The sequence below is a fragment of the Mesorhizobium argentiipisi (SeqCode) genome, assembly GCF_037179585.1.
Classification (GTDB): Bacteria; Pseudomonadota; Alphaproteobacteria; order Rhizobiales; family Rhizobiaceae; genus Mesorhizobium; species Mesorhizobium argentiipisi.
The window spans coordinates 1-25,380 of the sequence record NZ_JAPYKO010000035.1; the positions used below are offsets into that span (position 1 = coordinate 1).

Here is a 25,380-nt window from a genome sequence, read left to right on the forward strand (position 1 = left end):
CGCCACCAGCCTGACGGCCAACCTGATCCAGCTGACGGCGACGGTGACCGACGGCGACGGCGACAAGGCCTCGCAGTCGCTCAACATCGGCAACGCGCTGAGCATCAAGGACGACGGCCCCTCGATCGCGCTGAGCGGCACGGCTGCGCCGACGCTGAACGTCGATGAAAGCTACTTGCCGAATGGCTCAACGCCGAACGCAGCGCTGACGGCAGCTACGGCCGCCTTTGCGGGAATGTTCACTGTGGTACAGGGTGCCGACGGCGCCACCACCAGCTACGGTGTAAGCGTCTCCTCGCAGGGTGTGACTTCGAACCTGATCGACTCGGCGACCGGCCAGGCAGTGGTGCTGACGCAAAGCGGCGGCACAGTTTCGGGTTACGTGACCGGCCACAGCGGCGATGCAGCCTATCTGGTGTTCACACTCGCGGTGAACACCACAAGCGGCCAGACGACGCTAACGGAGTTCCGCGCCGTACACGAGAACACCGCGGACAATCCAACGGACACGTCCGAAGGCATCAGCCTGACCTCAGGCCTGGTGACGCTGACGGCAACGGTGACGGATGGGGACGGCGACAAGGCTTCCCAGTCGCTCGATCTCGGCTCCAAGGCCACCTTCCATGACGACGGTCCGTCGCTGGGCTCCTTCACGTCGGGCACCATCCCGAACGAGGTTGGATCGGTAGCGGGCTTCTTCTCGCTGGTACCGGGAGCGGACGGCATCGATCACTTCAACATCGTAGGGCCTGCGATTGCCGGCATCACGTACAACACCACGATCGCCGCGGACGGCACAACGGTTCTCCACGCGATGTCGGGGTCGACGGAAGTGTTCGACCTCGCCGTGAGGATCGATGGGACTTACGAGTTCGACCTTATCAAGCCCGATGCTGGTACTACAGTCACCTATTCGCTGCAGAACCTGCCCGCGGGCGGACCGAATTGGCGCGAAACCAGTGACGGCCATATCGAATTTTCAAGCCCCGATGGCATCAACTCCAACAATAACGGATTTGGCGTCGCGAACACCTTCGTCGGTGGCAATGAATCCTTCACTATGGAGTTCCACACACCGGGGACTGGGATCGGCGTCGACAACACGCCCAACACCAACGCCGAGTTGAACGACTCGGTTAGTTTGGTCGTTAATTCGCTGAACGGCGCGGGCGGAACCTATCACTGGGTTGCGACGAACACTCTCACCAACACGTCGGTGTCCGGTGATATCTCGATCACATCGACCGGCACATTCGTGATCGATCCGTCGATCAGCTTCAACCAGTTGCAGGTCAGCGCAGTCAACATTTCCGGGCAAGGCGCCCAGTTCTCCAACATTTCATTGACACACAACGTCCTACCCCAAGATCAGAACCTGGCGTTCACAGTGTCGGCGACCGACAAAGACGGCGACACGACAGGTACACAGTCGGTCGCCGTCCATGTTGTGGCGGCTGACGGGTCCGGCAACTACACGCTGACCGGAACGGCAGGCAACGACGTGCTTGCCGGCAGCACCCACGCCGACACGATCTCCGGCGGAGGCGGCACCGACATAGTCGACTATACCGGCAGCATCGCTGCGATCTCGATCCACCTTTCCGACGACGGTCATGCATCGGGCGCGTCAGTGACGTTCATCAATCCTGCCGCCGGGACGATCGGCGGCGGCGACGCCACTGGCGATACGCTTACCGGCATCGAAGGGCTGATCGGCGGCTCCGGAAACGACTATCTCTTCGGGAATGCCGGCGACAACTATCTCGCGGGGGGCGTCGGTAACGACACGCTGAATGGCGGCGGCGGCAACGATACCCTGATTGGCGGCCTCGGCCAGGACACGTTGACGGGCGGCACAGGAGCCGACACATTCAAGCTCGATCACCTGGAACTGAACATCAAGGATCTCATTACCGACTACAACGGCGCGGAGGGCGACAAGATCGACTTGACGTCGCTGTTCGACACCGCGCCGGCCGGCAACATCAACAACTATGTGCACTATGACAGCGGCACCGGTAACCTGAGCGTCGACACCAGTGGTTCCGGCAACAATTTCGTCAACGTGGCGCAATTGACGAACACACCTGCCGCCGGAACGATCACGATCCTTTACGACGACAACACTCATGCGCAGCACACGGCCACCATTTAGCACTTATGCGCCACCACGCTTCCGTGCTAAACATCAGCAAAGCATGAATTCGCAATTCGAAGAGGGGCTTACATGAAACATTCCGTAAGATTGCTGGCTTCGGCCGCGGCGCTGCTCGTGGCCGGGTCGACGGGCTTTGCCGCCGACATCATCGGCGAGCCGGCGGTGAATTATTGCCGCGCCGTCGGCACCTCGGACCTGGTGCTGACCGACAACATGGTCGAGCTCAAAGACCATGTGGTGAAGCTGATGGACGAATCGGTCGCCGTCGCCAACAGCCCTGAATGGATCAACTCGTCGCGTCCCGCCTTCGTCTGGGCCTCGGAAGCCAAGGTCGCCTGCGGCATGGCCTATGGCTACCTCAAGACGAACTACAAGGACGAAGACACGCTCAACAAATGCGAGTGCTTCCACGACCGCATGGTCGAGTACATGCACTGAGCTGACGGCCCATCGAGCACCAGCTGGCTGCGATGGTGGCCAACGGAAAGCCAGCGAAGGCGATCGCCTTCGACTGTTTCGCCGTTTCACGGAAACGGCAAACCGGTCTGTCTCTTTGTTTTGACGCAATTCCGAACGGAAAACCGCTACGCACTTTTCCTGGAGTTGCTCTAGCGGTCGCCCTGCTTGGCCTGGGCAAACACCTATCCACGCCAACTGGCTGGAACGACCGCGGCCGCAACGGTCGCTGCCCGTGCGCTGCGACGCGGCGCCCGAGCGGATCCGCGCGACATTCAAGGCATTCGCCACCTGCCAGGCATCGCTCTACGGCCTCGAGCCGGTGCTTGGAGATCGAAAGCGGCTTCGATCCCGGCGTGCGCGGCGCGCCGACGGCGAGGTCGGCCTGATGCAGGTCATGCCGGCAACGGCGCGAATGCTCCGCTTTCGCGGTTCGCTCGAAGAGCTCGGCGAGCCGGCCACCCACATTGCTTTTGGCGTCAGATATCTTGCACAGGCAAACAGGCTCGCCGCGGGCGATCTTTGCACCACCGTCATGAAATACCGGGCTGGGCACGGGGGAACCCGCTTCTCGGTCCGCTTGGTCAACTACTGCCAGCGCGCACGCGCGATCCTGGCACGGGAAGGCCTCGACGTGACCGGGCCGCTGCCGGTGGCGACGATCGGCTTGTCCGCTTCCCTGGACGGCGCCGTCACCGGCCAGCAGAAACGCGTCTGCGTGCGCCGTTCGTTCGTGCCCGGGCCGCGCTGCATGAAATGCGCCGAGTACCTCAGCCCGGCGCAAGCAAGGGTGGTACAGGCGCTGAGGGCGCGGCTCTTCGATGGCGAAGCCGCGGCGCGGGAAAAGATGCGGTACGGCGGCGAGCAAGACGTTAAGGTCAAATTTAAGATAGACCGGGATAATAGCTGGCGGCACATGGTGGAAGCGGCATGAAATGTGAGCGACACGAACCGCGTTTACGGGCCATTGTTCTGGCGCTGGTCGCGACGCTGTGCGGATGCCAGTCCAAGAGCGGCGCGTCGGACGTGCTCGATCCGTCGGCGATCGCGGCACCCGCCGGCCAGACGGGCGCCGCCGCGGCGCCCGCCCAGCAGGCAAGCGGTCAGACCCTGGCCAGCGCGACGTCGGCCGGCCCGACTTCGGCTGCCGCCGCCAAGGCCCAGCTGACGCTCGGCTCGGGGCCGACCAAGGTGGCCATGCTGCTGCCGCTTTCGGCGCCCGGAAGCACCGGCGAGAACGGCCGGAAAATGTATGACGGCGCGCGCTTGGCGATGGCCGATCTCGGCGCCAAGCTTCTGACGCTGACGATCGAGGATACGCGCGGCGACAGCGGTTACGCGAAGGACCTTGCGGTGAAAGCGATCACCTCGGGCACGGCGAAGGCGGTTATCGGGCCGTCCGAGCTTGCGGCCGCGCAGCACCTTGCCAAGCTCTCGGGCTCCAAGCGACCGCCGGTGCTGGCGCTGGCCGACAATTTCGCCGGCGGCCCCGGCGTCTATTCCGTGCGGCTCAGCGAAGCCGACAGCGCAGCGGCGGGCGCCGCGGCAATCGCCGGCAAGGGCGCCAGGAAATTCGTGCTGCTGGTGCCGGCGGGCGCGGACTCGAGCCCCATTGAATCTCGCGTGGCCAACGCGCTCAGCATCTATGGCGCCACGCCTGCGGTGACGCTGCCCTATTCGCCGACCGACGGCGGCGCCAAGGTGGTGTCGGATATGGGATCGCTGGTCGAGGCGCCCGACGCCGTGATCGTCGCCAGCGGCGGCGGCAGCCCGACGGCGGTGCTGGCGGCTCTCAAAGCGAAAGGGATTCCCGGCAAGGCCGTGACGCTGATCGGCACCGACCGCTGGCTCGAGCGCCCGATGGATCCGCTCTACGAGGGCGCCTACATCGCCACGCTCGACGAGAGCGAGACCGGGCCGATCGCCGACCGCTTCAAGGCGACCTACAAGTACCAGCCCGACGTCAACGTCGCCTACGTCTACGACATGGTGGCGCTGAGCGCGGGCATAGCGAGTTCGGCCGGCCCCGACGGCTTCAACAAGCAGGTGCTGGAGAACACGACTGGCTTCCGCGGCTCGACCGGCCTGTTCCGCTTCCGCAGCGACGGCTCGAGCCAAAGGTCGATGCCCTTCTTCAGGGTGGAAAAGGGCCAGCTTAAGCTGGTGGAGAAGTCGACTTCGGGGTTTTAGAAATTTGCTACTGTTGAGTAGACGCTTCTGGCGAGCGGAGGAACCGCGGCACCAACATCGGCACCCGCCGGGCATATTCATCATATTCCGGAAAAACTTGCCTCAATATCGCTTCTTCGTTTCTGGCGCGCCGATACTGGAAAATACATTGAACGACGCCCAGCGCCACCATCAGCATAGAGAAGTGGGAAATTATCATTCCCGAAACGAAGACAGCCTCACATATGTAAAGCGGATGCCGGACAACGGAGTAAGGCCCTGACGTTACAAGACGCCTTGCAGTTGCCATGAGTGAAAAGGACCTACCAAGCCAATAAATACAGAAAATTGAACAGGAAGTTCCAACAAGGATGGCACAAAGCGCCAACAACTGGACAGACGCGTTTTCGACAGGGCGGGTCAGCATCATTGCCACCAGAATTAAAAAGGTCCCGGCCACCGAGGTGACCCTCGGCGCTATCCCCTTGGCGGTTCCTTGTGCGGGAAGCCGACTAATCGTCATGAAGAGCTGAAGCAAGAGAAATATGGTTGAGCTCAGCTGGGTGACGACCGCCAGCGTCATCGGATAGGAACCGTTCTGGAAATAGAGAACCAGGGGAATTGCGCTAAACGTCGCAAGCACCGCCATGACAATGACGATCGACATACGCCCTAAGAAATCCTCTGTGAACATGTCTTTGGCCCCTCTCCCGGCGGCAATTCAATCAGTTCTTCATCGTCCGCACAAGAAAATGGTTTCGAAAGAGTTAACGGCTAGCTGCATATACGCGCGGTTAATCTGTTCAATCTAACCTTTGTGTATGCCAAACAGTCTTGTTGTGCTTCGTACCGTGGCGGCAATCATGGCAACCTCCTCGGTGATCGCGATACTGGCGCTCAACCCACATAGCGCCATGTTTGCCTTTTGGTTGACGTTGCCGATAAACGCTGTCGGATGGCGAAACTCCCACTCCTAGCGGACGCCTCCAAGGTGCGAAACAGAACTGGATGCTAGGCTAGCTTGACGTCTGGGTTTTAGAACGAGCGGCGTATGGCGCAGGCAGCATACCGACAGTGACCGGGCCATATCCAGCGACAAATCTCACGGCGAGGATGGAGACCGCGGCCACCACCACGCCGACAATTACATCGATCAGATGGTGTCCGCCTTCTGGAAGTGTGCTGACGATCATCACGGCGTTCAGGCACGCTACAGGCCAGAATAGCCAGCGATAGCCACGAAGCGCGTAGACTACCATGATGCCTAGCGCCGTATGATAGGAGGGGAAGGTAACGAGACCTTCAGCCCTCGTAACTAGGAGATCAAACGGCTCGCCCGAACGGAGCTTCATCAGTTCGGTGAAGTGCCACATACCCGCCCGTGCGGTGAAATTGCCGAAAACATTTGGCTCCGGATGGAAGTAAGCATAAGCCCCAGCCGCCGGAACGAGCGACATTAAGGTGCCGGTCAACGCCGAGGAAACTGCCAGGAAGGCAATAAACTCTGTGAGGCGGGGACGCTTTGCGAATGCCAACAAAATGAACAGTAGCGGAAGCTGCCGGCCAAGCGCGTGATAGGCGAAAACGAGCGTGTTGGCGACGAGAGGCTGCCTATTCGCGAGATCGAGAAAGGCTCGCCAGTCGAAACCGATCACGGCGTCTATCGCTGCCAAAGTCTGGTCCATTAGCGGTCTGTCGGTCGCCGAAGCCAGATACATGAACCAGACCGATGCGAAACTGAGAGGTACAAACAGAAAAACATTTGCAGACAGCAAACGAACGGCGATGGCGCTGCTCGTGATCAATCGTCCCATCCGTGACGTGTCGTGTTCGATTCGCCATTCCACAAGCCGCATGGCGGCGAAGATTGCTGCGAGCACCATCAAAACTTTGGCAAGATCTAACCAACTGCGCAGATCGAGAGTGACGTTGGAATTTTGAGAATAGAAAAGGTCCGCGGCAAGAAAACCGAGTGTGACAACCGCAATGACTGCGGCCAGCCTGAACTCGCTTCTGAGCATGTTATTCGTCCCACCTCTCCGCCGGTCGACGCGTTTGGCTTTCGAGGCTGACAACAGCTTTACCACTTTGCCTTTGGATCATTTCTTTGACAGTGGGGAGCGGGTTTCTACCCCGGTCAGTTGAGCTGTTCCAATATCCCGGAACTGGTTGCCACGATAATGGCGTGATAGATTTGCAGAGCCATCGCGCAGATGGCAGCGGCAGATATCGGCACGCCAAACGGCACGACACCATTTCGATCCATATGCTGGACGTAATGGCGGAACATTCCAGCTGGCAGCAGGAATGGATTTTTGACCAAGGCCGCCGTGGCCACCGCAAAAACCAACAGCAATACCGAGAAGACCAAGAGATTGCTTCCGCCAATCAGGAACGGTGTGACGCTCATCAGCTTGACGTCGCCTGCACCAATCTTCCGCAAGAGCCAGAACGGAAAAAGGGCGAGGAACAGCATGGCTCCCGCAAATGTGCTTAGGCCCATTTCCAACCACGAGTGGGCCTGCAACGATTGGAATTGCAAGGCTCCGAGGCCAAGGCAAAGCAACAACATGACATCACGGTTGGTTATCCGCTGCGTGGAAAAGTCGGTCCAGGCAATACGCCCGAGCAGCAGGATTGCCACTGCCTTGAACACAAGCGAGGCGGCGAGCAGGAGACTCATGAGCGCTCGATGTTCCGCACGCTGGACGACAGCAGCTTCAGATTGTTGGCCACGGTCGGATCGTTTGGCGCCAGCTCATAGGCTTTCAGAAAGTTGCTGCGCGCCTCCTGCAGCTTGCCGCGTAGCAGGTAGGAGTAGCCGAGGTTGTTGTAATATTCCGGCGTCGCGCCAAGCAGTCGGTAGGCCCGGCCATAGGCCATATCGGCAAGATCGAAGCGACGGATGCGGTCGCAGGAAGCGGCGAGGCCCAGCCAGGCGACGCCGTCGTTCGGAGCGAGTCGAGTGGCCTTGTAGAACAAGGCGCCGGCATTGCCGTAATTTTCGGAACGGAACTGCGTCTTCGCTTCGGTGATCGCCTGGTCCGAGGCGTAGTAGTCAACGTCGCTTATCGTCTTCAGCCCGTCGAAGGTATCGCCGAAGGCCGTGTAGTCGCCTTTGGCCGGCTCGTTGGTGCGGACCACCCCGCCGGTGGTGTCGTGCGTCTGGCATCCGGCCAGGAAGATCAGCAGCAGGCTGGTCGCGACAGCGAGGCGCTTTGTCATTGTGTGTCCCACGAGTCCCCGACTCTGTTTTAGAACCTAATCATATGACGGACTAGAAGAAAACGCCCTTCATGCGGATGATCAGCGGCAGCATGATGATCATCAGCACCACCGGGAAAATGCAGAGGCCAAGGGGTATCGTCATTTTGACCGGCAGTGCATTGGCGCGCTCCTCCGCTAGCAGAATGCGCTGATCGCGCATTTCCGCGCTGTAGACGCGTAAGGCGGCGGTGAGACTGGTTCCGAGCTCTTCAGATTGCCGGAACAGAACCGCCAAAGCCTTCGCTTCATCCAGTCCGACACGATCGGCTAGCTCACGCAACGCCTCGCGCAACGGTTTACCCGCCCGCAATTGCAGGTTCATAATGGTGAGCTGAATACCCAGCCATTTGTGGGTGCCAGCCAGCTCTTGGCTCACACGTTCGACGGCCGCCTCCAGACTCATGCCGGCATCGGCACAGGTTATCATCATGTCCATGAAATCCGGAAAGGCGCGGCGATAGATCTGTTTCTGCTTGCTCTCAAACCGATCAAGCATGATGCTCGGGATAACGATACAGCCGAGGCCGATCAGGCCAGCGCCTGTAAAGGCGAAGAACCCGGGGACTCTCGCTGGCAATATTTTCGACAGCAATGCGTACATAAGCAGAAAGCCTATGGCGACACACCCCAGCCGGCACAGCGTGTAGATGAGAGGCGCACTTGCGCTATGGAAACCTGCGCGAAAGAGCTTAGCCTCGAGAGCGTCAGGCTCGTTGCGCTCCTTCTCCATCGATTTGAAATACGCTTCCACCGGCCTTTGCGCCGCGGTCTTGGTAAGTTGATCCTGTGCCAGGATCGATCGACGATCCAAAGGCCTGTCGCCGACGAGACTGTCCGTCACCAGCCGGCGCGTCTGTAGCGCGGGGAGGAACATCAGCGCGGCGAAGAGGAACAGGGCTGTCGCCGCGACGAAAACCGCCAGAGAGACGAGGAAGGTCAGGTCATTGAGGCTGGAAAGCAGGCTCATGGTCGCTCCTAGAAATCGAAAGTGACCATGCGGTACATGATGTAGACGCCAAGCAGCGCCCATGTACCGAACGACAGGAACGCCGGGAAGATCAATGGATTGCCCCAGATCTGACCGTAGTAGGACGGCGCCACGAGCATCAGGATCAGAAACATGACAACCGGAAACAGCGAGATGATCCACGCCGACACCCGGCCCTCAGCCGATAGCGCCCTGATCTTCAATTTGAGCTTCTGCCTTTCGCGCAACACGGATGACAGGTTCGCCAGGATCTCGGTGAGGTTGCCGCCAGTCTTGGCCTGGATCGACAGAGACACCGACAGAAGGTGCAGGCCTTCGAAGCCGACCCGCTCCGACAGTTTCCGCACCGCCTGCTCCATACTGAGTCCGAAGGTGATCTCGTCGGCGACGATGCCGAATTCCGTGCCGAGTGGATCAGGCATTTCACGAGCGACAAGCCCGAGCGCCACCGTGGCGGGATGACCGGCGCGGAGAGAACGGACGATCATGTCGAGTGCGTCGGGCAATTGCCCCGCGAACTTCAGAATCCGTTTGTTGCAGGCCCGGCGTAAGATGAGAAGCGGTAGCACAAAGCTAACCGCGAGGAAAACAAGGATCGCCACCGATGCAGAGAAGCGTAGGAGGAGCCAAGAAATCAACGCTAGCGCTAGGCCGGCGAGAAGGAAAGACGTCGCGAAGGTTACCGGGTTTCCGGTGATGCCGGACCGGGTATAGAGCCGGTTCAACCAGACAAAGCCGGAGACGAAGTCCCCGGAATCGGTCAGACCGCGTTCGCGCAGTAGGCTCTGCAGCGTCTGTTCCGCCGGCGCATCGTCGGCGAGACGACGAAGCCGGTGGTTGACCGTGAGCAGGTGCGAACGCCTGCGCGTAAGCGAAAGATACAACGCCTCACCGGCAAGAACGACGGAAGCTGCCGCAAGCACATAGATGAAATAGAGTAGCGCCTGCCCCGTCAGCATTATAATGGTACCTGGGGATTAAAGGCATCCTTTGCAAAATGCAGACCGAGTGTCGCGGCCTCACTGGCGAAACGCGGGCGAACGCCGGTGGCCCGGAAATCGCCGACTATCGTGCCATCGGCGGCGACATCGCGCCTGACAAAGTGATAGATTTCCTGCAGTTGGACGACATTGCCTTCCATGCCGGTGATCTCGGAGATGGAGACGACGCGCCTGCCGCCATCGGACAGTCGTTGCGTCTGCACGATGATGTCGATGGCCGACGCGATCTGCGCGCGGATCGAGTCATGCGTCATCGGCAAACCGGCCATGCCGACCATCTGCTCCAGGCGCGAGATTGCGTCGCGCGGCGTGTTGGCGTGGATGGTGGTCATCGAGCCTTCATGGCCGGTGTTCATGGCCTGCAGCATGTCGAAGGCTTCCTCGCCGCGCACTTCGCCGACGATGATGCGGTCGGGCCGCATGCGCAACGCGTTCTTCACCAGCTCGCGCTGGCGGATCTCGCCTTTGCCCTCGACATTGGGTGGGCGCGTTTCCAGCCGGCCAACATGCGGCTGCTGCAGTTGCAGTTCCGCGGCATCCTCGATGGTGACCAGGCGCTCCTTCGACGGGATGTAGCTCGACAGCGCATTGAGCAACGTCGTCTTGCCGCTGCCGGTGCCGCCTGAAACCAGGATCGATTTGCGCGCCTGCACCGCGATCCGCAGCATGTCGATCATCGGCTGACGGATCGAATTGAACGCCATCAGGCGTTCCAGCGAATAAGGGTTCTTGGAGAATTTGCGGATCGACACCAGTGGGCCATCAATAGAAACCGGCCGCACGGCAATGTTGACGCGTGAGCCGTCTGCCAGGCGCGCATCAGCCATCGGGACCGATTCATCGACCCGACGGCCAATGGCCGAAACGATCTTGTTGATGATACGCAGCAAATGTGCCTCGTCGCGGAAACGGATCGAGGTTTCCTCGATCGTGCCGCGGCGTTCTATAAAGACGCGCTCGTGGGTATTGATCATGATATCGGCAATCGAATCGTCCTTGAGCAAAGGTTCGATCGGACCGAGGCCCAACATCTCGTCGGCGGTGTCGGTGGTCAGCTGATCGAGCTCGCGGGCATTCAAGGGAACGTTGCGGCTCCGCACGAACTCGCGCACGATCGGCCGAATCTCATTCAGGATCTCGTCCTTGGACGCGCTTTCCAGCGCCGTCAGGTTGAAACGATCGATGAGATGGCGGTGCAGCTCGACTTTAAGGGTCAGAAAATCATCGCCCTGTGGCTCGGCTTCGGCCACGGGAGCAGCAGCCGCTCCATTCGGTGCAGCGGCGGCGACCGGCGCCAGCTGCATCTTCTGTTCGTTCGACCCTTTGATGAAGCGACCCAACATGCCGCTTACCCCTTTATAATTTCCCCAGATAGAAACTATGCGTTAACCACGAGAGGCACAAGCGGCCTGCAAGCCACACGGCGTATATTACTTGCGACATAGTTAAGAGATGAAGATTCGGAAAATCGTTTTATTTCTCGGTGCATTCCACTGACCGACCAAAGTCCTACGACCTTTGCCGTCAGATATGCGGCATTGGTCGCTAAGCCGTTAGATATAATGAGATATGTATTGTTTCTAATGTGTCCTGGGGAAGGTATGGCTGCGGCGGAATTGTGAACGAATGGTTAAGATCACTTGAAAAACGAGGCGAATCAAGCTGTTGTGGAAATTCAGAAAGCGCTTGAGCGAGTATTGAAAGGTTAAGGGGCTGTTAATCCATTTGACTCGGCTTTTTTGCGGGACCTAGGATTGAACGTGACGGGGGATGCTTGGGTATGGGGTTCATCCTTGGCTCTGTCTCGTCGGGTTCAAACCTCCAAGGGGAGAAATTGACATGAAGAAGCTCATGACGATGACCCGGCAGTTCCGCGACGATGAAAACGGTGCTGCTATGGTCGAATATTCGGTTCTGATCGGCATCATCACCGCTGCGGCGATCGCTATCATCCTTGCGGTTGGCACGTTCGTGACGGGCGCGTGGTCCACGCTCTGCACCGCGCTGGCCGCTTCGACGCCTGGTTGCACGATGCCGGCTGCCGGCTGACCGGAAAGAACTTACCAAGCCCGGCAATTGCCGGGCTTGGTCCCCAATAAAATTGCTAAAGCTAGTGGGGCGGGGTTTCATGCGTGCCAATACCCTTATTATGATCGTGCTCGCCGGGATATTCGGTGTGCTTGCGGTTGTGCTCGTTAACATCTGGCTGGCTGGTCAGCGCAATGCCTTAGCTCAATCCAACGGTGTGCAGGCCAGTTCGGTAGTGGTCGCGGCAGTGCCCTTGAAATTCGGCGACGCGCTGAGCGCCGACAATCTGCGTGAGATTGCGTGGCCTGCGGGATCGGTGCCGGCTGGCGCCTTCAAAACGGTCAAAGAAGCAATGACCGGCAACGGTGTGCGCCAGGCTCTGCAGTCCATCAGCGCCAACGAACCCGTCCTTGCCACCAAGATCACCGGCCCAGGCCAACGCGCCACGCTGTCGGCCGTTCTTGACGAGGGCATGAAGGCCGTTTCCATCAGGGTCAATGACGTGCTCGGTGTCGCGGGATTTGTTTTTCCGGGCGACAGGGTCGACGTGCTTCTGAGCCGGAACGTGCGTGGCGACGACGGCGCCGACAAGAGTTTCGTCGATGTGTTGCTGCAGAGCGTCAAGGTGCTTGCCGTCGACCAGGTCGCCGATGCGACCAAAGATAATCCGACTGTCGTCAAAGCGGTGACCGTGGAGGTGAGCACGAAAGATGCGCAGAAGCTCACCTTGGCCGCGGGCGCCGGCCAATTGTCCCTGGCCTTGCGCCAGGCTGCCGGCAGCAAGGGTGAGGCGAATGAGAGGGTCACGCTGGCGGATCTAACCGCCGAAACGCCTGAGGATGTCGCCAAGCGCCAGGCCGAGCTGGACAGGCAGGCTGCGGAAGAAGCGGCGCGCAAACAGGCCGACCAAAGGATTGACGGCCTCGCCAAGGCGGTGGAACGGGTCGGCAGTCAACTCGACCAGATGAGCAAGGTAAAGCCTGAGCCGGCGGCCGCCACGCCGCAGCCGGCGAAGGAAGTGATCAAATACGTTCAGCCGGAACCGCCGAAGCTGGCGACGATCGGGGTGTTCCGTGGTATCAAGCTGGAATCGTACGAAGTGCCGCGACAAGACTGACGAGGGTCGGCGCGGCGGAGGCTGCCCTTGGGCAGCAAGCGGGGAGACGGGGAATGAAGGGGTTTTGGGTCAGGATAGCGGCGGCCGCGCTATCCGTGTTGGGCGTATCGGCGATCTCTGGGCATCCGGCTGCCGCGGCTGACCGCTTCATCGACGTGTCGAGCCCGTCGCTGCACCGAGTCTTCGTGCCTGTTTCCCAATCCGCCACCATCCAGGTGAACGCCACTTTGGGTGACATCGTCGTCGGCGACGAAAAGATCGCCGACGCGCAGCCCATGACCGACAAGACGCTCTATATCATCGGCAAGAGCGTCGGCACCACCACGGTCAACCTGTTTTCCGAGGACAAGCGCTCTCTGGGCGCCATCCAGATCGAGGTCGGCCAGGATGTCAGCGACATGGCGGTAGCCATTCGCCAGGTGGCGCCGAAGGCGCGGATCGAGATCGGTTCGATCAACGGCAAGGTTCGCCTGAGCGGCCACGTCAAGGACGCCGCGACGCTGGCATCGATCGTGGAGGTCACGCAGCAATATGGCCCCGACGCCATCATCAACGCCGTGACCATCGACGACAGCGAGCAGGTCAATCTTTCGGTGCGCATTCTGGAAGCCAAGCGCAATGCTGGCCGCGATCTCGGCGTGTCGCTCAAAGGCTCTAACCGCAGTGGCAAAACTATCTGGGGAACCGGCGATGCTACTGTCGACAAGGACGGGACCGTGCTCGGGGCGGGCGAGCTGATTAGCGGACTTCTCTCGCATTCAAGCCCGTTTGCGGCACTGATCACTCGGGTCATCGACAGTAACGTCAAAGTCGATCTGATTATCCAGGCACTCGAGTCCAAAGGGGTCGTGCGGCTTTTGGCTGAACCAAACCTCACCACTGTTTCCGGCGAGACCGCTAGCTTTAACGCCGGTGGCGAACTCCCGATTCGAAGCGTCGACAAAAATGGCGAGGTCGTCGTCGAGTTCAAGCAGTTCGGCGTCAATCTGAACTTCACCCCGGTGGTGCTCGACGACGGCAAGATCCACATCAAGCTGGCGCCCGAAGTGAGCGACCTAACTGGCTTCACTCCCGCCGGCGATCCGATCTTCACCAACCGCAAGCTGGCAACCGTCGTCGACCTGCGCGACGGCCAGAGCTTTGCCGTGGGCGGTCTGCTCTCCAGCAAGAACACCAGGCTGCAGGACCAGGTGCCTTGGCTCGGCCAGGTGCCGATCATCGGCGCGCTGTTCCACAATTCGAGCACACAGAAGGAAGAAACGGAGCTGGTCGTTATCGTCACGCCGCATCTGGTGCGGCCGGTGAAACCCGGCGAGCAACTGGCGACGCCCTTCGACAAGACGAAGCCCGCCAACGACCCAGAGCTCATGCTGCTCGGCCAGCTCGAAGTCAACAAGGACATGATCCGCATGTACGAGCATGGCGAAGGCGTCACCGGCCCCTACGGCCACATGCTGGATGTGAAATCGAAGGACAAGCTGGTCTATGTCAAGAAATAAGCTCTTGCTCGTCCTTCTCGGCACCAGCCTGCTCACGGGCTGCGCGGCCGACTATCTGAACAATTACGACACGATGACGCTGGCGTCGGGCGACACGCAGAAAGCAAATCAGCTGCTGCAGACGGTAGACCCGTACAACCCGGCTTCGAATAATACCAAGATCGAAGGCGACGGCGCGCGGTCCGTCGGCGTCGTCCAGAAATACAAGCTTCCGGCAGGCGGGTCGGCGCCGGCAACCAACATGACGGTCAATGTCGGCCCGTCGAGCGAGACCAGCGCAGCGAAGTAGAAGGATGCGGTTCGTCAGGCGAGCGAGGACGCCTGGCACGAATGGAACAGAGAGTAAGATCATGTTGAGGACCATTCGTGAATTCTGGAACGATCAGCGCGGCATAGCGATGATCCTCGTTTCCATTATGCTGCCGGTTCTGGTCGGCTTTGCATTGCTGGCCATCGACATGAGCCGCGCCAACGGACTGCACAGCGACCTGCAGAAGGGCGTCGACGCGCTGGCGCTTGCGGCTGCCGCGGAGCTCGACGGCAATCCGGACGCAATCACTCGGGCCAACCGAGCCGTCGCAAATCTTATTGCCAACAGAACGCGGTTTTCGACACTAGGCGATCATCAGATCGCATTGGCCGACGTGACTGTGAAGTACCTTACGGGTATCCCGGCGAGCGACAGCACGGCGCTGACTGCAGCCGGCGTAGATTCCAATGGCGTGAACTGGGCCAGCACGGATCCGAAGCTTGTAAAATTCGCGGAAGTCACCGTGAACGCCTCCGGTGCGACAACCGACGGGGCCGGCGCTTTCGTGACTCTTTTTCCGGTCAGCTTATCCAACAGAAGCAGGATGGACATGCGGCCGCAGGCAGTGGCGGGATTCACAAACGCGCTCTGCCAATTCACGCCAATGTTCATCTGCAATCCCTACACCTCCCTCGGCGCGCTTCAGACGGCCGTTTCGGGAACGAGCAAGCCGATGATCCTGCTCAAGGAGCAGACCGGCGGAAACAACGCCCAATATCTCCCCGGCAATTACGGGTTCCTGTCTTCGCCGGAGGGTGACAAGTCCACGGCGACTCTGACCGAGATGTTCGCCGTGACGAACCCACCGGCTTGTTACGGTCAAAACGGGGTTACAACGCGTCCGGGCAACATTCCGCCCGTCGACGCCGGCATCAACACTCGCTTCGATCTTTACGACAACAGCGGGCCCTACAAGACCGATCCGACCGTCAACCCGCCAGCGCCTAATGTCCGCAAAGGCATGGCTGTCTCCAATGCCGGTAAGAAGAGTTGCGCCTATGCCGTGCCGGATATCAATCAGGCCAGCAAATACATGGCGCTTCCACATGACACCGGCTGCTGCGCGCAGGCCGGAGTGCCTGGCAGCGGTCTATGGAATTTCACCGGTTATTGGAGCGTCAATCACGGCACTGCGAGCACTTCCGGAGTGCTGACCGCGTGCGGCGCAAATCCCAGCCGCTATTGCGTCTACAATTACGAGGTCAACAATCCAACGCTGAAGAGCGGCCAGGAGAAGACTGCGCCACAGTGCAACACGACGACGCAGGGCGCCGACAGGCGGCTTCTCTACGTCGCGATTGTCGACTGCGTCAACAACAACGTCAAAGGCGGCAACCAGACGTTGCCGGTGCAGGCTTTCGCCAGCATGTTCGTCACCGAACCGGCGGGAGGGCCGCCCGACGCCAATATATACGCCGAGTTCGAGGACATCAGTACATCGGTCGGCCAAGGCACGCTGAAGAAACTTCAGCGTAACGAAGCGCAGCTCTACCGGTAGAGCCATGCTGGCCGCGCTCAGACAAATCCTCCACCAGTTCAAGCGCGACGACGATGGCGCCATCTTAGTCGAGATGACTCTTGTGACGCCTTTCGTGTTGCTGTTGTCGGCCGGCGTCTTTGAGTTCGGGAACATACTGAACACACGCATGCTACTCGACGCCGGTGTCAGGGACGCAGCTCGCTATATGGCGCGTTGCAGCAGCGATTGGAACACTTGTTCGGGATTGGCAAAAAACCTTGCGGTGAAGGGAGCAGTGACCGGCGGCAGCGCAAGGGTCACGGGGTGGACCGTCAACCAGGTTACCATCATCCCGGCATTATCCACTCCAGCAATCGACCTCGCCACCGGTACCGAACTTTATCTTAGCAGCACCGCCAACGTCGTTGTCGTAGAGGTCAGCACCTCATACCCTTACACTGGCGTCGGGCTGTGGTCCTATCTTGGTTTCGGTCAACTCAACCTGACCGTAGCCCATCAGGAGCGCGTCCTCGGATGGTGAAGCTGGGCCGCAAGTTCTGGGCGACAGAGTCCGGTGCCGCGATGGTCGAAGCAGCGATAGTCATGCCGCTGCTGCTGACCCTTCTGCTCGGCTTCGTCGACTTCGGCTATGCCTTCTACCAATGGAACGCGGCCAACAAAGCCGTGCAGGCCGGAGCAAGGCTGGCGCAGATTTCCAGCCCCGTCGCCACCGGGCTGGTCCTCGAGGCAAAGACACCCAGCAATTCGCTCGATGTCGGCGCCGCTGTCCCGGCCAACACCTATAATTACATCTGCACCGCCAATGCGGCGGGAGCTGCTTCCTGCACGTGCGGAACGGGCGCTACATGCCTAGATCTCACGGCAAGTCAGGCCGCTTTTGACTTTATTTTCAGCGGCAGCGCCGGCCGGGCTGGAATGCACTCATACCTGCCGATGCTGACGAAGTCCCAGGTCCGGATACAGTATCAAGCTTCGGGTCTTGGCTACTGGACCCGACCCAACGGTCCCGTTCCGACCATCACGGTCAGCATCGTCGGCCATCAATTCCAATTCTTCTTCCTCGGCGGATTGCTCGGATTTGCCAACATCACCATGCCTTCCATGCTGAGTACTGTAACGGGTGAAGATTTAAAGAGTACCTTCCCATGAACGCCATCGACACCAGAGTACTCCCAACCAAGCGCAAGCAGGTGGCGCTGTTTTCGGCGGACGCGAATTTCAAGCGCGACGTCACCACGCGGCTCGACGCGCTGGCGATCTATGACGTCAAGGTCTCGGATGCGGCGGAGTTCCTCAAGGGGCCGCCTGTCGACAGCCGGCCCGGCATCATCATCCTCGATCTCGCCAATGGCGAGCTGCTCGGCAATCCGGCGATCGTCGAGGCGCGCGCGGCCTGGGCGTCGGTGCCGCTGATCGCGATCTCCGACGAGCTCACCTCCGAGCAGACGCGCGTTCTGGTGCGCATGAACGCGTCCGACTGGCTGCACAAGCCGCTCGACGCCAAGGAACTGCTCAACGCCGTCACCTTCCACGACACCGGCAGCCAAGGCACCAAAAGCCGCATCGTCACCTTCATCGCTGCCAGCGGCGGCGCGGGCGCCACTACCCTGGCGATCTCGGCGGCGGAGCACCTCGCCTCGAAATCGGCCGAGCGGGCGGCCTCGACCTGCCTCGTCGACCTCGATTTCCAGAGCGCCAATTGCGGCGCCTATCTCAACCAGTTCAACCAATTCGACCTCTCCGGCATCATCGGCCAGCCGGACCGGCTCGACGTCGAGCTGATGGACGTCATCAAATTGTCGCGGCCTTCCGGCCTGACGCTCTATTCCTTCGAGCGGCCGCAACTGCCGTTCGAGCCGCGCGGTTCCGACTTCGTCTTTAGGCTGCTCGATCTCGTTGCCTACCGCTTCGACGACATCGTCATCGACCTGCCCAATATCGAGACGCCGTGGCACGATTCGGTGCTGCGCACGAGCGACGAGATCTTCATCGTCTTCGAGCTCAACGTCGCTTCGCTCAGGCAAGGTAAGCGGCTCTACAAGAAGATCCGCGAATTGCGCGGCAACAAGGTCAGCATCACGCTGGTCGCCAACAAGCACAAGCGCAAATTGTTCGGCAACCACTTCTCGCGCAGCGAGCTGGAGAAGATCTTCAAGGAGCCGCATATCAAGTCGCTGGCTCTGGACAACGCGCTTCTGGCCGACGCGCTGAACCGCGCCATCCTGCCTTCCGAGGTGGACGGCCGGGCGCGCTTCAACAAGGACCTGAAACGCATGTTCAAGGAGCGGCTGGACAATGCCCCGCGCTAGAGCAATTCCAGGAAAAGTGCGAAGCGGTCGGGCTCGGCGACTTCGCCGTAGCCTTCCGTCCGGAATTGCGGCAAAGCAAATGCTTCGCATGGTCGGGCGTCTTGCCGCGACCGGCCTGATCGGCATCGCGCTGGCGTCGGCCTGCGACGTGGCGATGGCCGGGTCAAGTCTGCCGCCGCTGCCGGCCATGGGGCCTAGCCTGCGCAAGGTGGTCGCCTTCGAGACCCGCGAGCAGCCGGGAACGATCGTCATCCGCAAAAGCGAGAAAGCGCTCTATCTGGTGGCGGGCCAGGGCCAGGCGCTGCGTTACCAGATCAGCGTCGGCCGCGACGGCTTCGGCTGGACCGGAACGGTGAAGATCGCGTCAAAGACCGAATGGCCGCAATGGCGCCCGCCCAAGGAGATGCGCGCGCGCCAGCCCGAACTGCCGGCGATTGTGCCTGCCGGTCCCTACAATCCGCTCGGCGCCCGAGCGCTATACCTTTCGCGCGAGGGGCGGGACACGCTCTATCGCATCCATGGCACCAACGACCCCAAGGGTGTCGGTTTCGACGGCACGTCCGGGTGCTTCCGGCTGACGAACACCGATGTGATCGATCTCTTCAAACGCGTCGCGGTGGGCGCAAAGGTGGTGGTTGAATGACGATGATCAGCGAGCCGGACGCTCCGGCAATCGAACTCGGTCAACGGGAAGCCGCTCCGGGAAAACCCAGCCGGGCCAAGATAATCGGCGTCATCGCGGCCGGCGCATTGCTTGTCACCGTCGTCAATGTGACAGCCGCGGTCTATCTCTATCGCGGCGTCAGCAACCTCAGGGTGATGGAGGTGCGGCTGGAAAAGCTCGGCCAGTTCGAGCAGCGCATCGGCGCCCGCATCGACACCGTCAACAACGGTTTCCAGAGCCGATTCGAGACGCTGGACCGCCAGTTGCAGGCGAGTTTCGGCCAGATCAACGGCAATATCGCCAGACTGGAGCAAGGCCAGCTGGTCGCAGCCAGCGAACCGGCGTCCGGCGCGACGCAGCCGGCCTTGCTCGACAACACCAGGGTGGCGGACGCGTCCGCGGCCGATGAAGGCGGCGCCGACCCCGCCGCCACGCAACCTTCGTTCAAGCGTAAGGCCGCGCCTCCCGGCCCCAATCCGTCCTATCAACGCATCCAGCAGCCCGACGGCAAGGTCTATTACAAGAAGATCAACTAGCCCGCGGGCCCTCGCCGCCGACTGAGCCAGCCGGTTACAGATCGCGCTGCAGTGAAAGAATGCGGATCGCGCGGGCTTCGGCGCGCCGCCTTGCCTCGCGCAGGAAAGCGACGTGGCAATAGGCGCAGGCCGCGAGACCGAGGCACAGCACCAGGCAATTTTCGGCGTTGAAATCGAGCATCAGTGAGAAGTGCAAGCCGTTCGGTATGGTGAAGGCGGCAATGGTGCTCGCTGTTTCCGCATTGCTGCTCAGCGCCATCATCTTGCCTGCAAAGATCAGCGCGGCGTGATTGGCCAGGAAGAAGCCGGCGGACCTTTTTGCGTGGCAAATCATCCAGCAGGCGCCTGCCGCAAAGACGACAATGGCCGCATCGAGCGCCATCGACCCGCCGAGATAGACATGCGCCTGCTGCCAGAACATGGTCGAGAACGGGCGCAGCTCGAGCCAGGCGTGCCACACAGCGGGGCTCGCCGGATAGAAGCCGAGCAGCAGCGCCGCCATCCGCTCCGCCGCCAGCAGAAGCAGCATTAGGGCAGGAAAAGCAAAAAGCAGTATCGGCTTGCGCATCATGTCATCCCCTCGACGTCCGTTGAGCGATTCTAGGCCGCATTGGTTGCGCGACGCTTAACGCAACGCCTTGCTTTTCAAGGAATGTCGCTCATGTCTAATGTGTGATCCGGGTCAACGGTCGGAGTGGTGCCGTGTCGGCAGGAGCTAACGGGCTCGAGCAGCATCATCGACAGCCTGCACGACCCGGCGGAGGTTCGCGCGTCAGCCAAGCGAACCCGCCCGGCCGCCCGTTGCTAGCGTCCGCGCTCGGCGGCCTCGGGCTGCTCGCAGGCATGGTGCTGATCGCCGAGGGCGGACGCTGGCTGCCGTCCGAGCCGGCTTCGATCGCGCCGGTCCAGGACGCCGGCGATCCTAAACCGGCCTCGCCCACCCCGATGCATGACACGCAACCGGGCCAGCCGGCACGCAAGATCGCCGAGGACCTCATTGCGCCGCCGCCGCTCGACATGTCCGGGATCGAGCGCATCGAGCCGCGTCCTCCGCTTGGCGAACTCGGGCTTGCGCCGGCACCGAAGACGCCGATGCCGCAGGATTGGCGCGAGATGCTGCTCTTCCGTCCGGTCGCGACCTCCTCGGCGATCTTCGAAGCCATGGGACGCACGGTCGCCATCAGCGGCACGGTCGACGTCGACCCCGACAGAACCTGCACGTTCGACGACACCACCTGGCCCTGCGGCCAGCGGGCGCGGGCCGCCTTCAACGCCTGGCTGCGCGGCCGGGCGCTTAAATGCCTCCTGCCGCCGGACGTCGACCGTTTCGCCATCGCCGTGCCCTGCGTCCTCGGCAAGCAGGATGTCGGCGCCTGGCTGGTTTCCAACGGCTGGGCGATGGCGGCTCCCACGGGTATCTACGGCAAGGCGGAAGTGGTGGCGAGAAACGCCCGGATGGGCATTTTCGGCCCGCCGCAATAGCGCCGCCGCGGGAAAGCCGGCGGCCGGTTCCGTCCCGGACCTGCGTGAAAGCGGAATGGTCAGGGCGGTTCAGCCCTCCTAAAGCCTGGATTGGCCAGGCCGGTCGTCAAATGCGCACGCCGCCGGCTGCGGCAGCCTTGTGTGCCGGATCCAGCTTGCCACGGAGAAGATGCCGACTTGCATCAAATTGTAAGCTTCCCTGACACCGAAATTGTAACGGACCTCGTGTAAGCCATGCGTCGAACAGGAGATTGGCCCTTGACCGCGAGAACACCGACAGCGCCGGTTCAAACGTGGAAGCACCTCATCTTGCTGGCCGTGCTTGGCACTGCCGCCAGCGTCGGGCTTTCGCTCGGCTTGAACTACCTGCTGCTTTTCAGCGACAGCCTGACGCCGTTCGGCCGCGGGGCCGTTACGGCAATCATCGTGCCAATAGTCATCGGTCTGCCGCTGTTTGCCCTCGTCGGCTGGCAACAGATCGAGATTCGCCGCTACCGGCAGGAACTCACCCGGTCCGGCACCTATGACCAGCTGACCGGCTGCCTGAACGGCAAGGTGTTCACCTCGATGGTCGACAGGAGGGCGCAGAGACCGGCCGGTCCGCGCTCGGGCGCTTTTCTGGTCATCCATCCGGAACATCTGGCATCGATCAACCTGCGCTTCGGTCTCGAATGGGGCGACGAGGCCTTGCGGCTGATCGCATCGGCGATCCGATCCGCGGTGCGCCAGGACGATCTGATCGGCCGGATCGGAACCTCGATGTTCGGCGTCTTCCTGCCGGGCGCGAGCGAAGACGACGCCAAGGATGTCGGCGAGCGCATTCGCGGCACGGTCGGCGAGATCTATTTCGCGCCGAAAGGCGACAAGGACGTGCTTGCGATCAAAGTCGGCGGCGTCATTTTCGAACGTGAGCTGGAATTCGAGGACATGTTCCGCTTCGCGGAGGAAGGCATGGCCGAGGCCCCGGACGAAGCCGGCCTGCGGCTGTCGCATGTCACCAACTGAGCCGGCGCGATCGCCGGAAGAGCTCATGTCGGTGTTTCGGAAAACTGGTGCTGCGAGAGAGGATTGAACTCTCGACCTCTCCCTTACCAAGGGAGTGCTCTACCACTGAGCTACCGCAGCCTGCGATGGCGGCGCTTCTGCCATATCGAACCGGCAAGCGCAAGGCCAAGAAAAACCCAAAGCGTCGCATCTGTTTCTTGCCGACGATTATGCGGGTTTGAGGCGGCATGCGCGGCTGATCGATAGCGCGAAACCGGCTTCCCGGCCCGCTTTCATGACATGGTCGCGCGAAAATGATAGAGCGTTTTTCACCGTTTCATGGAAACGGCGAACCGCTCTATCTTTTGTTTGACGCAATTCCGGTCGGAAGGCTACGCCATAGGCGCCGAGATCAACCGTTTACACTTTTCCCGGAATTGCTCGGCCCTTGCGGAATCGCGGTCGGCTGACCACCGGCCAGGGATCGGACGATGAACGACGAGGCAAATCCAGCGAAAAAAGGCAGCGGCGCGCGCAAGGACCGGCTGGCCGAGGCCCTGCGCGCCAATCTGCAGAAGCGCAAGGCGCAGACGCGGTCGCGGCGCGCCGGGGACGCTGACAGGCAGCGCGCCCGCGACTCTGACAAGCAGCGCGCCCGCGATGCGGATCAAAGATCCGAAGGGTTGCCGGCTGCTGGAAAAATGCACAAGGACTGACCAAATCAGCCATACTGCCCGGCCATAGTCGGTTCGGTTTCAAGAAAATCCTATTTCTTGAACCAAGCCGGCCAATGGTCTAAGCCGGGCACACTCAACCGATTGAAGCGGCCTGTTCGGGCCGAGGGGACATTTCTCATGGATCGCATCAGAATTGTCGGCGGCAACGCGCTGGCCGGCACCATTCCGATCTCGGGCGCCAAGAACGCGGCATTGCCGCTGATGATCGCCTCGCTGCTCACCGACGATACGCTGACGCTCGAAAACGTGCCGCATCTGGCCGATGTCGAGCAGTTGATCCGAATCCTCGGCAATCACGGCGTCGATTATTCCGTCAACGGCCGGCGCGAAAAGCAGCAGGAAGGCTATTCGCGTACGATCAATTTTTCGGCCCGCAATATCGTTGACACCACCGCGCCTTACGAGCTGGTGTCGAAGATGCGCGCTTCCTTCTGGGTGATCGGGCCGTTGCTTGCCCGCATGGGCGAAGCCAAGGTGTCGCTGCCCGGCGGCTGCGCCATCGGCACGCGCCCGGTCGATCTGTTCCTCGAGGGCCTGCAGGTCCTTGGCGCGGAACTCGACGTCGACAATGGCTATGTCATCGCCAAGGCCAAGAATGGCCGCCTGGTCGGCAATCGCTACGTCTTCCCGAAGGTCTCAGTCGGCGCTACCCACGTGCTGATGATGGCGGCCTCGCTCGCCAAGGGCGAGACGGTGCTGGAGAACGCCGCCTGCGAGCCGGAAATCGTCAATCTCGCCGAATGCCTGATCGCCATGGGCGCCAAGATCCACGGCGCCGGCACCTCGACCATCACCATCCACGGCGTCGAGGTGCTGTCGGGGGCTCGCGTGCGCGTCATCCCGGACCGCATCGAGACCGGCACCTATGCCATGGCGGTGGCGATGACAGGCGGCGACGTGATGCTCGCCGGCGCCCGTCCGGACCTGTTGCAGACCGCGCTCGACGTTCTTGTCGAGACCGGCGCCGAGATCACGCCGACCAATGAGGGCATCCGCGTCAAGCGTAACGGCTCAGGCATCGCGCCGGTCGACGTGACCACCGCCCCCTTCCCCGCCTTCCCGACCGACCTGCAGGCGCAGTTCATGGGCCTGATGACCATGGCCAAGGGCAAGTCGCGCATCACCGAGACGATTTTTGAGAACCGCTTCATGCATGTGCAGGAGCTCGCGCGCCTTGGCGCCCACATCACGCTTTCCGGCCAGACGGCGATCGTCGAAGGCGTCGCCAAGCTCAAGGGCGCTCCCGTGATGGCGACCGACCTGCGCGCCTCGGTGTCGCTTGTCATCGCTGGCCTTGCGGCCGAAGGGAAGACCACGGTCAACCGCGTCTATCATCTTGATCGCGGCTTCGAGAGGCTGGAAGAGAAGCTCTCCGGCTGCGGCGCGGTGATCGAGCGCATTTCGGGCTGATAGGCACGAAGCAGGTGCCCGAGACAAATAAGCCTCTCGCGTGTTGGGGCCGCCAATTTTCGAAATCGGCGCCGCCCCTCATCTGCCTGCCGGCACCTTCTCCCCGTAAAACGGGAAGAAGGGCTGTCCGCAGTCGTGGCGCCCTTCCTGAAACGTTCGCGATTGGCGAAGTCGCCGGCGAAAGCGCCCCTTCTCCCCGCCACTATACGGGAGAAGTGCCCGGCAGGGCGATGAGGAGCACCACAGAGCTGACGTGATTGCCTTTTGCTGCGTCCGTGTCGAGGTTGCACGGACTGGAAAGACCGCCTAACAGAAGGCTGAAACCAACCTTAGGTGCGCATTCCGCATGGCAGCTCTCAAGCTCATCGCGCTCGACGACCAGGATCTGAGCATCGTTTCGGCACATGTCCAGGACGCCGTGATGAAGGTCTCCGACCTCGAATATCTGCCGGCGGCCAAGCGTTTCGTGCTGACCATGAACCGCTTCGTCTGGGAGGCGAAATCCGGCCTGTTTCGCCAGCACAACGAACGCCGGCAGAGCGTTCTGCATTTCGACCGCGTGCTCGGCGCCAAGACCAGCGGCATCCCGCGCGACAAGCCGGCCGAGGTGCTGTCGCTGCTGGCGGTCAGCTTCATCGCCATCAGCAAGCCGGCCGGCATCGTCGAACTGGTGTTTTCGGGCGGCGGCACCATCATGCTCGACGTCGAATGCGTCGAGGCGCGGCTTGCCGATGTCGGCGGCTCCTGGGAAGCCACCTCGCGACCTGTGCACAGAGGCTAAAAAC

Annotated in this window: 27 protein-coding genes and 1 tRNA gene; 19 read left to right on the forward strand and 9 right to left on the reverse strand. The window is 61.1% G+C overall.

Annotation, left to right across the window (positions count from 1 at the left end; all coding sequences use genetic code 11):
• The 4 genes from O7A05_RS29905 to O7A05_RS29920 form a co-directional block, all read left to right on the forward strand.
• Window positions 1–2,155: DUF5801 repeats-in-toxin domain-containing protein (locus O7A05_RS29905; protein WP_337096783.1), on the forward strand; the 2,155-nt coding region annotated here is incomplete at its 5' end.
• 72 nt (window positions 2,156–2,227) lie between these two features.
• Complete coding sequence (locus tag O7A05_RS29910; RefSeq protein ID WP_224627496.1) at window positions 2,228–2,596, forward strand: hypothetical protein; 369 nt, start codon at window positions 2,228–2,230, stop codon at window positions 2,594–2,596.
• A 253-nt stretch (window positions 2,597–2,849) separates the two neighbouring features.
• A complete protein-coding gene (locus O7A05_RS29915) occupies window positions 2,850–3,548 on the forward strand; it encodes a lytic transglycosylase domain-containing protein (RefSeq protein ID WP_337096784.1) in 699 nt (232 codons plus the stop codon).
• Complete coding sequence (locus tag O7A05_RS29920; protein ID WP_337096785.1) at window positions 3,545–4,804, forward strand: ABC transporter substrate-binding protein; 1,260 nt, start codon at window positions 3,545–3,547, stop codon at window positions 4,802–4,804. The genes O7A05_RS29915 and O7A05_RS29920 overlap by 4 nt, the downstream gene beginning before the upstream one ends.
• A gap of 7 nt (window positions 4,805–4,811) precedes the next feature.
• On the opposite strand, the gene O7A05_RS29925 is transcribed toward O7A05_RS29920, so the two are convergent.
• The 7 genes from O7A05_RS29925 to O7A05_RS29955 all read right to left on the reverse strand — a co-directional run bounded on the left by O7A05_RS29925 (window position 4,812) and on the right by O7A05_RS29955 (window position 11,382).
• Window positions 4,812–5,477: a methyltransferase family protein gene (locus O7A05_RS29925; RefSeq protein WP_337096786.1), complete on the reverse strand. Its 666-nt coding sequence runs from the start codon at window positions 5,475–5,477 to the stop codon at window positions 4,812–4,814.
• Window positions 5,478–5,799: 322 nt separating this feature from the next.
• Entirely contained in the window at window positions 5,800–6,804 is a 1,005-nt protein-coding gene (locus O7A05_RS29930) for a phosphatase PAP2 family protein (protein WP_337096788.1), read from the reverse strand.
• A 116-nt stretch (window positions 6,805–6,920) separates the two neighbouring features.
• Window positions 6,921–7,466 carry a prepilin peptidase gene (locus O7A05_RS29935; RefSeq protein ID WP_337096789.1) on the reverse strand — a complete coding sequence of 182 codons (546 nt, stop codon included), beginning with the start codon at window positions 7,464–7,466 and terminating at the stop codon, window positions 6,921–6,923.
• Window positions 7,463–8,008 carry a tetratricopeptide repeat protein gene (locus O7A05_RS29940; protein WP_337096791.1) on the reverse strand — a complete coding sequence of 182 codons (546 nt, stop codon included), beginning with the start codon at window positions 8,006–8,008 and terminating at the stop codon, window positions 7,463–7,465. Before O7A05_RS29940 ends, O7A05_RS29935 begins: the two co-directional genes overlap by 4 nt.
• A 52-nt stretch (window positions 8,009–8,060) precedes the next feature.
• Entirely contained in the window at window positions 8,061–9,017 is a 957-nt protein-coding gene (locus O7A05_RS29945) for a type II secretion system F family protein (RefSeq protein WP_337096793.1), read from the reverse strand.
• A gap of 8 nt (window positions 9,018–9,025) precedes the next feature.
• A complete protein-coding gene (locus tag O7A05_RS29950) occupies window positions 9,026–9,997 on the reverse strand; it encodes a type II secretion system F family protein (RefSeq protein ID WP_337096795.1) in 972 nt (323 codons plus the stop codon).
• Window positions 9,997–11,382, reverse strand: coding sequence for a CpaF family protein (locus O7A05_RS29955; RefSeq protein WP_337096797.1), 1,386 nt, complete (start codon window positions 11,380–11,382; stop codon window positions 9,997–9,999). The genes O7A05_RS29950 and O7A05_RS29955 overlap by 1 nt, the downstream gene beginning before the upstream one ends.
• A 496-nt stretch (window positions 11,383–11,878) precedes the next feature.
• On the opposite strand from O7A05_RS29955, the gene O7A05_RS29960 reads away from it, so the two are divergent.
• From O7A05_RS29960 to O7A05_RS30005, 10 genes are all read left to right on the forward strand, one after another.
• Window positions 11,879–12,088: a Flp family type IVb pilin gene (locus O7A05_RS29960; protein WP_337096799.1), complete on the forward strand. Its 210-nt coding sequence runs from the start codon at window positions 11,879–11,881 to the stop codon at window positions 12,086–12,088.
• Window positions 12,089–12,167: 79 nt separating this feature from the next.
• On the forward strand, window positions 12,168–13,184 hold the full coding sequence (gene cpaB / locus O7A05_RS29965; RefSeq protein ID WP_337096800.1) for a Flp pilus assembly protein CpaB: 1,017 nt from the start codon (window positions 12,168–12,170) through the stop codon (window positions 13,182–13,184).
• 53 nt (window positions 13,185–13,237) lie between these two features.
• Window positions 13,238–14,683 (forward strand): type II and III secretion system protein family protein, encoded by a 1,446-nt coding sequence (locus O7A05_RS29970; protein WP_337096801.1) that lies wholly within the window; start codon window positions 13,238–13,240, stop codon window positions 14,681–14,683.
• The gene (locus tag O7A05_RS29975) at window positions 14,670–14,972 is read left to right on the forward strand and encodes a hypothetical protein (RefSeq protein ID WP_337096803.1); all 303 of its coding nucleotides are present in this window, start codon (window positions 14,670–14,672) and stop codon (window positions 14,970–14,972) included. Before O7A05_RS29970 ends, O7A05_RS29975 begins: the two co-directional genes overlap by 14 nt.
• A 61-nt stretch (window positions 14,973–15,033) precedes the next feature.
• A complete protein-coding gene (locus tag O7A05_RS29980; RefSeq protein WP_337096805.1) occupies window positions 15,034–16,491 on the forward strand; it encodes a TadE/TadG family type IV pilus assembly protein in 1,458 nt (485 codons plus the stop codon).
• Window positions 16,492–16,495: 4 nt separating this feature from the next.
• The gene (locus O7A05_RS29985) at window positions 16,496–16,993 is read left to right on the forward strand and encodes a TadE/TadG family type IV pilus assembly protein (protein ID WP_337096807.1); all 498 of its coding nucleotides are present in this window, start codon (window positions 16,496–16,498) and stop codon (window positions 16,991–16,993) included.
• Window positions 16,987–17,622 (forward strand): TadE/TadG family type IV pilus assembly protein, encoded by a 636-nt coding sequence (locus tag O7A05_RS29990; RefSeq protein WP_337096809.1) that lies wholly within the window; start codon window positions 16,987–16,989, stop codon window positions 17,620–17,622. Before O7A05_RS29985 ends, O7A05_RS29990 begins: the two co-directional genes overlap by 7 nt.
• Window positions 17,619–18,782 carry an AAA family ATPase gene (locus O7A05_RS29995; protein ID WP_337096811.1) on the forward strand — a complete coding sequence of 388 codons (1,164 nt, stop codon included), beginning with the start codon at window positions 17,619–17,621 and terminating at the stop codon, window positions 18,780–18,782. Before O7A05_RS29990 ends, O7A05_RS29995 begins: the two co-directional genes overlap by 4 nt.
• 79 nt (window positions 18,783–18,861) lie before the next feature.
• On the forward strand, window positions 18,862–19,425 hold the full coding sequence (locus tag O7A05_RS30000) for a L,D-transpeptidase (protein WP_337096812.1): 564 nt from the start codon (window positions 18,862–18,864) through the stop codon (window positions 19,423–19,425).
• Window positions 19,422–19,982, forward strand: a complete 561-nt coding sequence (locus O7A05_RS30005) for a hypothetical protein (protein ID WP_337096814.1) — start codon at window positions 19,422–19,424, stop codon at window positions 19,980–19,982. Before O7A05_RS30000 ends, O7A05_RS30005 begins: the two co-directional genes overlap by 4 nt.
• A gap of 34 nt (window positions 19,983–20,016) precedes the next feature.
• Here O7A05_RS30005 and O7A05_RS30010 read toward each other — a convergent pair whose 3' ends face one another.
• Window positions 20,017–20,550, reverse strand: a complete 534-nt coding sequence (locus O7A05_RS30010) for a hypothetical protein (protein WP_337096816.1) — start codon at window positions 20,548–20,550, stop codon at window positions 20,017–20,019.
• Window positions 20,551–20,684: 134 nt separating this feature from the next.
• Between O7A05_RS30010 and O7A05_RS30015 the strand changes: the two genes are divergently transcribed.
• Both O7A05_RS30015 and O7A05_RS30020 read left to right on the forward strand, forming a co-directional pair.
• A complete protein-coding gene (locus O7A05_RS30015; protein ID WP_337096818.1) occupies window positions 20,685–21,464 on the forward strand; it encodes a thermonuclease family protein in 780 nt (259 codons plus the stop codon).
• Window positions 21,465–21,722: 258 nt separating this feature from the next.
• Window positions 21,723–22,469, forward strand: coding sequence for a GGDEF domain-containing protein (locus tag O7A05_RS30020; RefSeq protein ID WP_337096820.1), 747 nt, complete (start codon window positions 21,723–21,725; stop codon window positions 22,467–22,469).
• 45 nt (window positions 22,470–22,514) lie between these two features.
• On the opposite strand, the gene O7A05_RS30025 is transcribed toward O7A05_RS30020, so the two are convergent.
• Window positions 22,515–22,589: transfer RNA gene (locus O7A05_RS30025), tRNA-Thr, on the reverse strand.
• 350 nt (window positions 22,590–22,939) lie between these two features.
• Here O7A05_RS30025 and O7A05_RS30030 point away from each other — a divergent pair.
• The 3 genes from O7A05_RS30030 to O7A05_RS30040 all read left to right on the forward strand — a co-directional run bounded on the left by O7A05_RS30030 (window position 22,940) and on the right by O7A05_RS30040 (window position 25,376).
• Complete coding sequence (locus tag O7A05_RS30030) at window positions 22,940–23,164, forward strand: hypothetical protein (RefSeq protein ID WP_337096821.1); 225 nt, start codon at window positions 22,940–22,942, stop codon at window positions 23,162–23,164.
• Between the two features lie 138 nt (window positions 23,165–23,302).
• Window positions 23,303–24,595, forward strand: coding sequence for a UDP-N-acetylglucosamine 1-carboxyvinyltransferase (murA, locus tag O7A05_RS30035; RefSeq protein WP_337096823.1), 1,293 nt, complete (start codon window positions 23,303–23,305; stop codon window positions 24,593–24,595).
• 346 nt (window positions 24,596–24,941) lie between these two features.
• On the forward strand, window positions 24,942–25,376 hold the full coding sequence (locus O7A05_RS30040) for a DUF2948 family protein (protein WP_337096825.1): 435 nt from the start codon (window positions 24,942–24,944) through the stop codon (window positions 25,374–25,376).
• Window positions 25,377–25,380 lie beyond the last annotated feature (4 nt).

What these genes read in the sequence shown, in the direction of transcription:
- O7A05_RS29910 (WP_224627496.1), top strand. Translation starts at nt 2,228, where the DNA reads ATGAAACATTCCGTAAGATTGCTGGCTTCGGCCGCGGCGCTGCTCGTG.
- O7A05_RS29920 (WP_337096785.1), top strand. Translation starts at nt 3,545, where the DNA reads ATGAAATGTGAGCGACACGAACCGCGTTTACGGGCCATTGTTCTGGCG.
- O7A05_RS29925 (WP_337096786.1), bottom strand. Translation starts at nt 5,477, where the DNA reads ATGTTCACAGAGGATTTCTTAGGGCGTATGTCGATCGTCATTGTCATG.
- O7A05_RS29930 (WP_337096788.1), bottom strand. Translation starts at nt 6,804, where the DNA reads ATGCTCAGAAGCGAGTTCAGGCTGGCCGCAGTCATTGCGGTTGTCACA.
- O7A05_RS29935 (WP_337096789.1), bottom strand. Translation starts at nt 7,466, where the DNA reads ATGAGTCTCCTGCTCGCCGCCTCGCTTGTGTTCAAGGCAGTGGCAATC.
- O7A05_RS29940 (WP_337096791.1), bottom strand. Translation starts at nt 8,008, where the DNA reads ATGACAAAGCGCCTCGCTGTCGCGACCAGCCTGCTGCTGATCTTCCTG.
- O7A05_RS29945 (WP_337096793.1), bottom strand. Translation starts at nt 9,017, where the DNA reads ATGAGCCTGCTTTCCAGCCTCAATGACCTGACCTTCCTCGTCTCTCTG.
- O7A05_RS29950 (WP_337096795.1), bottom strand. Translation starts at nt 9,997, where the DNA reads ATGCTGACGGGGCAGGCGCTACTCTATTTCATCTATGTGCTTGCGGCA.
- O7A05_RS29955 (WP_337096797.1), bottom strand. Translation starts at nt 11,382, where the DNA reads ATGTTGGGTCGCTTCATCAAAGGGTCGAACGAACAGAAGATGCAGCTG.
- O7A05_RS29960 (WP_337096799.1), top strand. Translation starts at nt 11,879, where the DNA reads ATGAAGAAGCTCATGACGATGACCCGGCAGTTCCGCGACGATGAAAAC.
- cpaB (WP_337096800.1), top strand. Translation starts at nt 12,168, where the DNA reads ATGCGTGCCAATACCCTTATTATGATCGTGCTCGCCGGGATATTCGGT.
- O7A05_RS29970 (WP_337096801.1), top strand. Translation starts at nt 13,238, where the DNA reads ATGAAGGGGTTTTGGGTCAGGATAGCGGCGGCCGCGCTATCCGTGTTG.
- O7A05_RS29975 (WP_337096803.1), top strand. Translation starts at nt 14,670, where the DNA reads ATGTCAAGAAATAAGCTCTTGCTCGTCCTTCTCGGCACCAGCCTGCTC.
- O7A05_RS29980 (WP_337096805.1), top strand. Translation starts at nt 15,034, where the DNA reads ATGTTGAGGACCATTCGTGAATTCTGGAACGATCAGCGCGGCATAGCG.
- O7A05_RS29985 (WP_337096807.1), top strand. Translation starts at nt 16,496, where the DNA reads ATGCTGGCCGCGCTCAGACAAATCCTCCACCAGTTCAAGCGCGACGAC.
- O7A05_RS29990 (WP_337096809.1), top strand. Translation starts at nt 16,987, where the DNA reads ATGGTGAAGCTGGGCCGCAAGTTCTGGGCGACAGAGTCCGGTGCCGCG.
- O7A05_RS29995 (WP_337096811.1), top strand. Translation starts at nt 17,619, where the DNA reads ATGAACGCCATCGACACCAGAGTACTCCCAACCAAGCGCAAGCAGGTG.
- O7A05_RS30000 (WP_337096812.1), top strand. Translation starts at nt 18,862, where the DNA reads ATGCTTCGCATGGTCGGGCGTCTTGCCGCGACCGGCCTGATCGGCATC.
- O7A05_RS30005 (WP_337096814.1), top strand. Translation starts at nt 19,422, where the DNA reads ATGACGATGATCAGCGAGCCGGACGCTCCGGCAATCGAACTCGGTCAA.
- O7A05_RS30010 (WP_337096816.1), bottom strand. Translation starts at nt 20,550, where the DNA reads ATGCGCAAGCCGATACTGCTTTTTGCTTTTCCTGCCCTAATGCTGCTT.
- O7A05_RS30030 (WP_337096821.1), top strand. Translation starts at nt 22,940, where the DNA reads ATGAACGACGAGGCAAATCCAGCGAAAAAAGGCAGCGGCGCGCGCAAG.
- murA (WP_337096823.1), top strand. Translation starts at nt 23,303, where the DNA reads ATGGATCGCATCAGAATTGTCGGCGGCAACGCGCTGGCCGGCACCATT.
- O7A05_RS30040 (WP_337096825.1), top strand. Translation starts at nt 24,942, where the DNA reads ATGGCAGCTCTCAAGCTCATCGCGCTCGACGACCAGGATCTGAGCATC.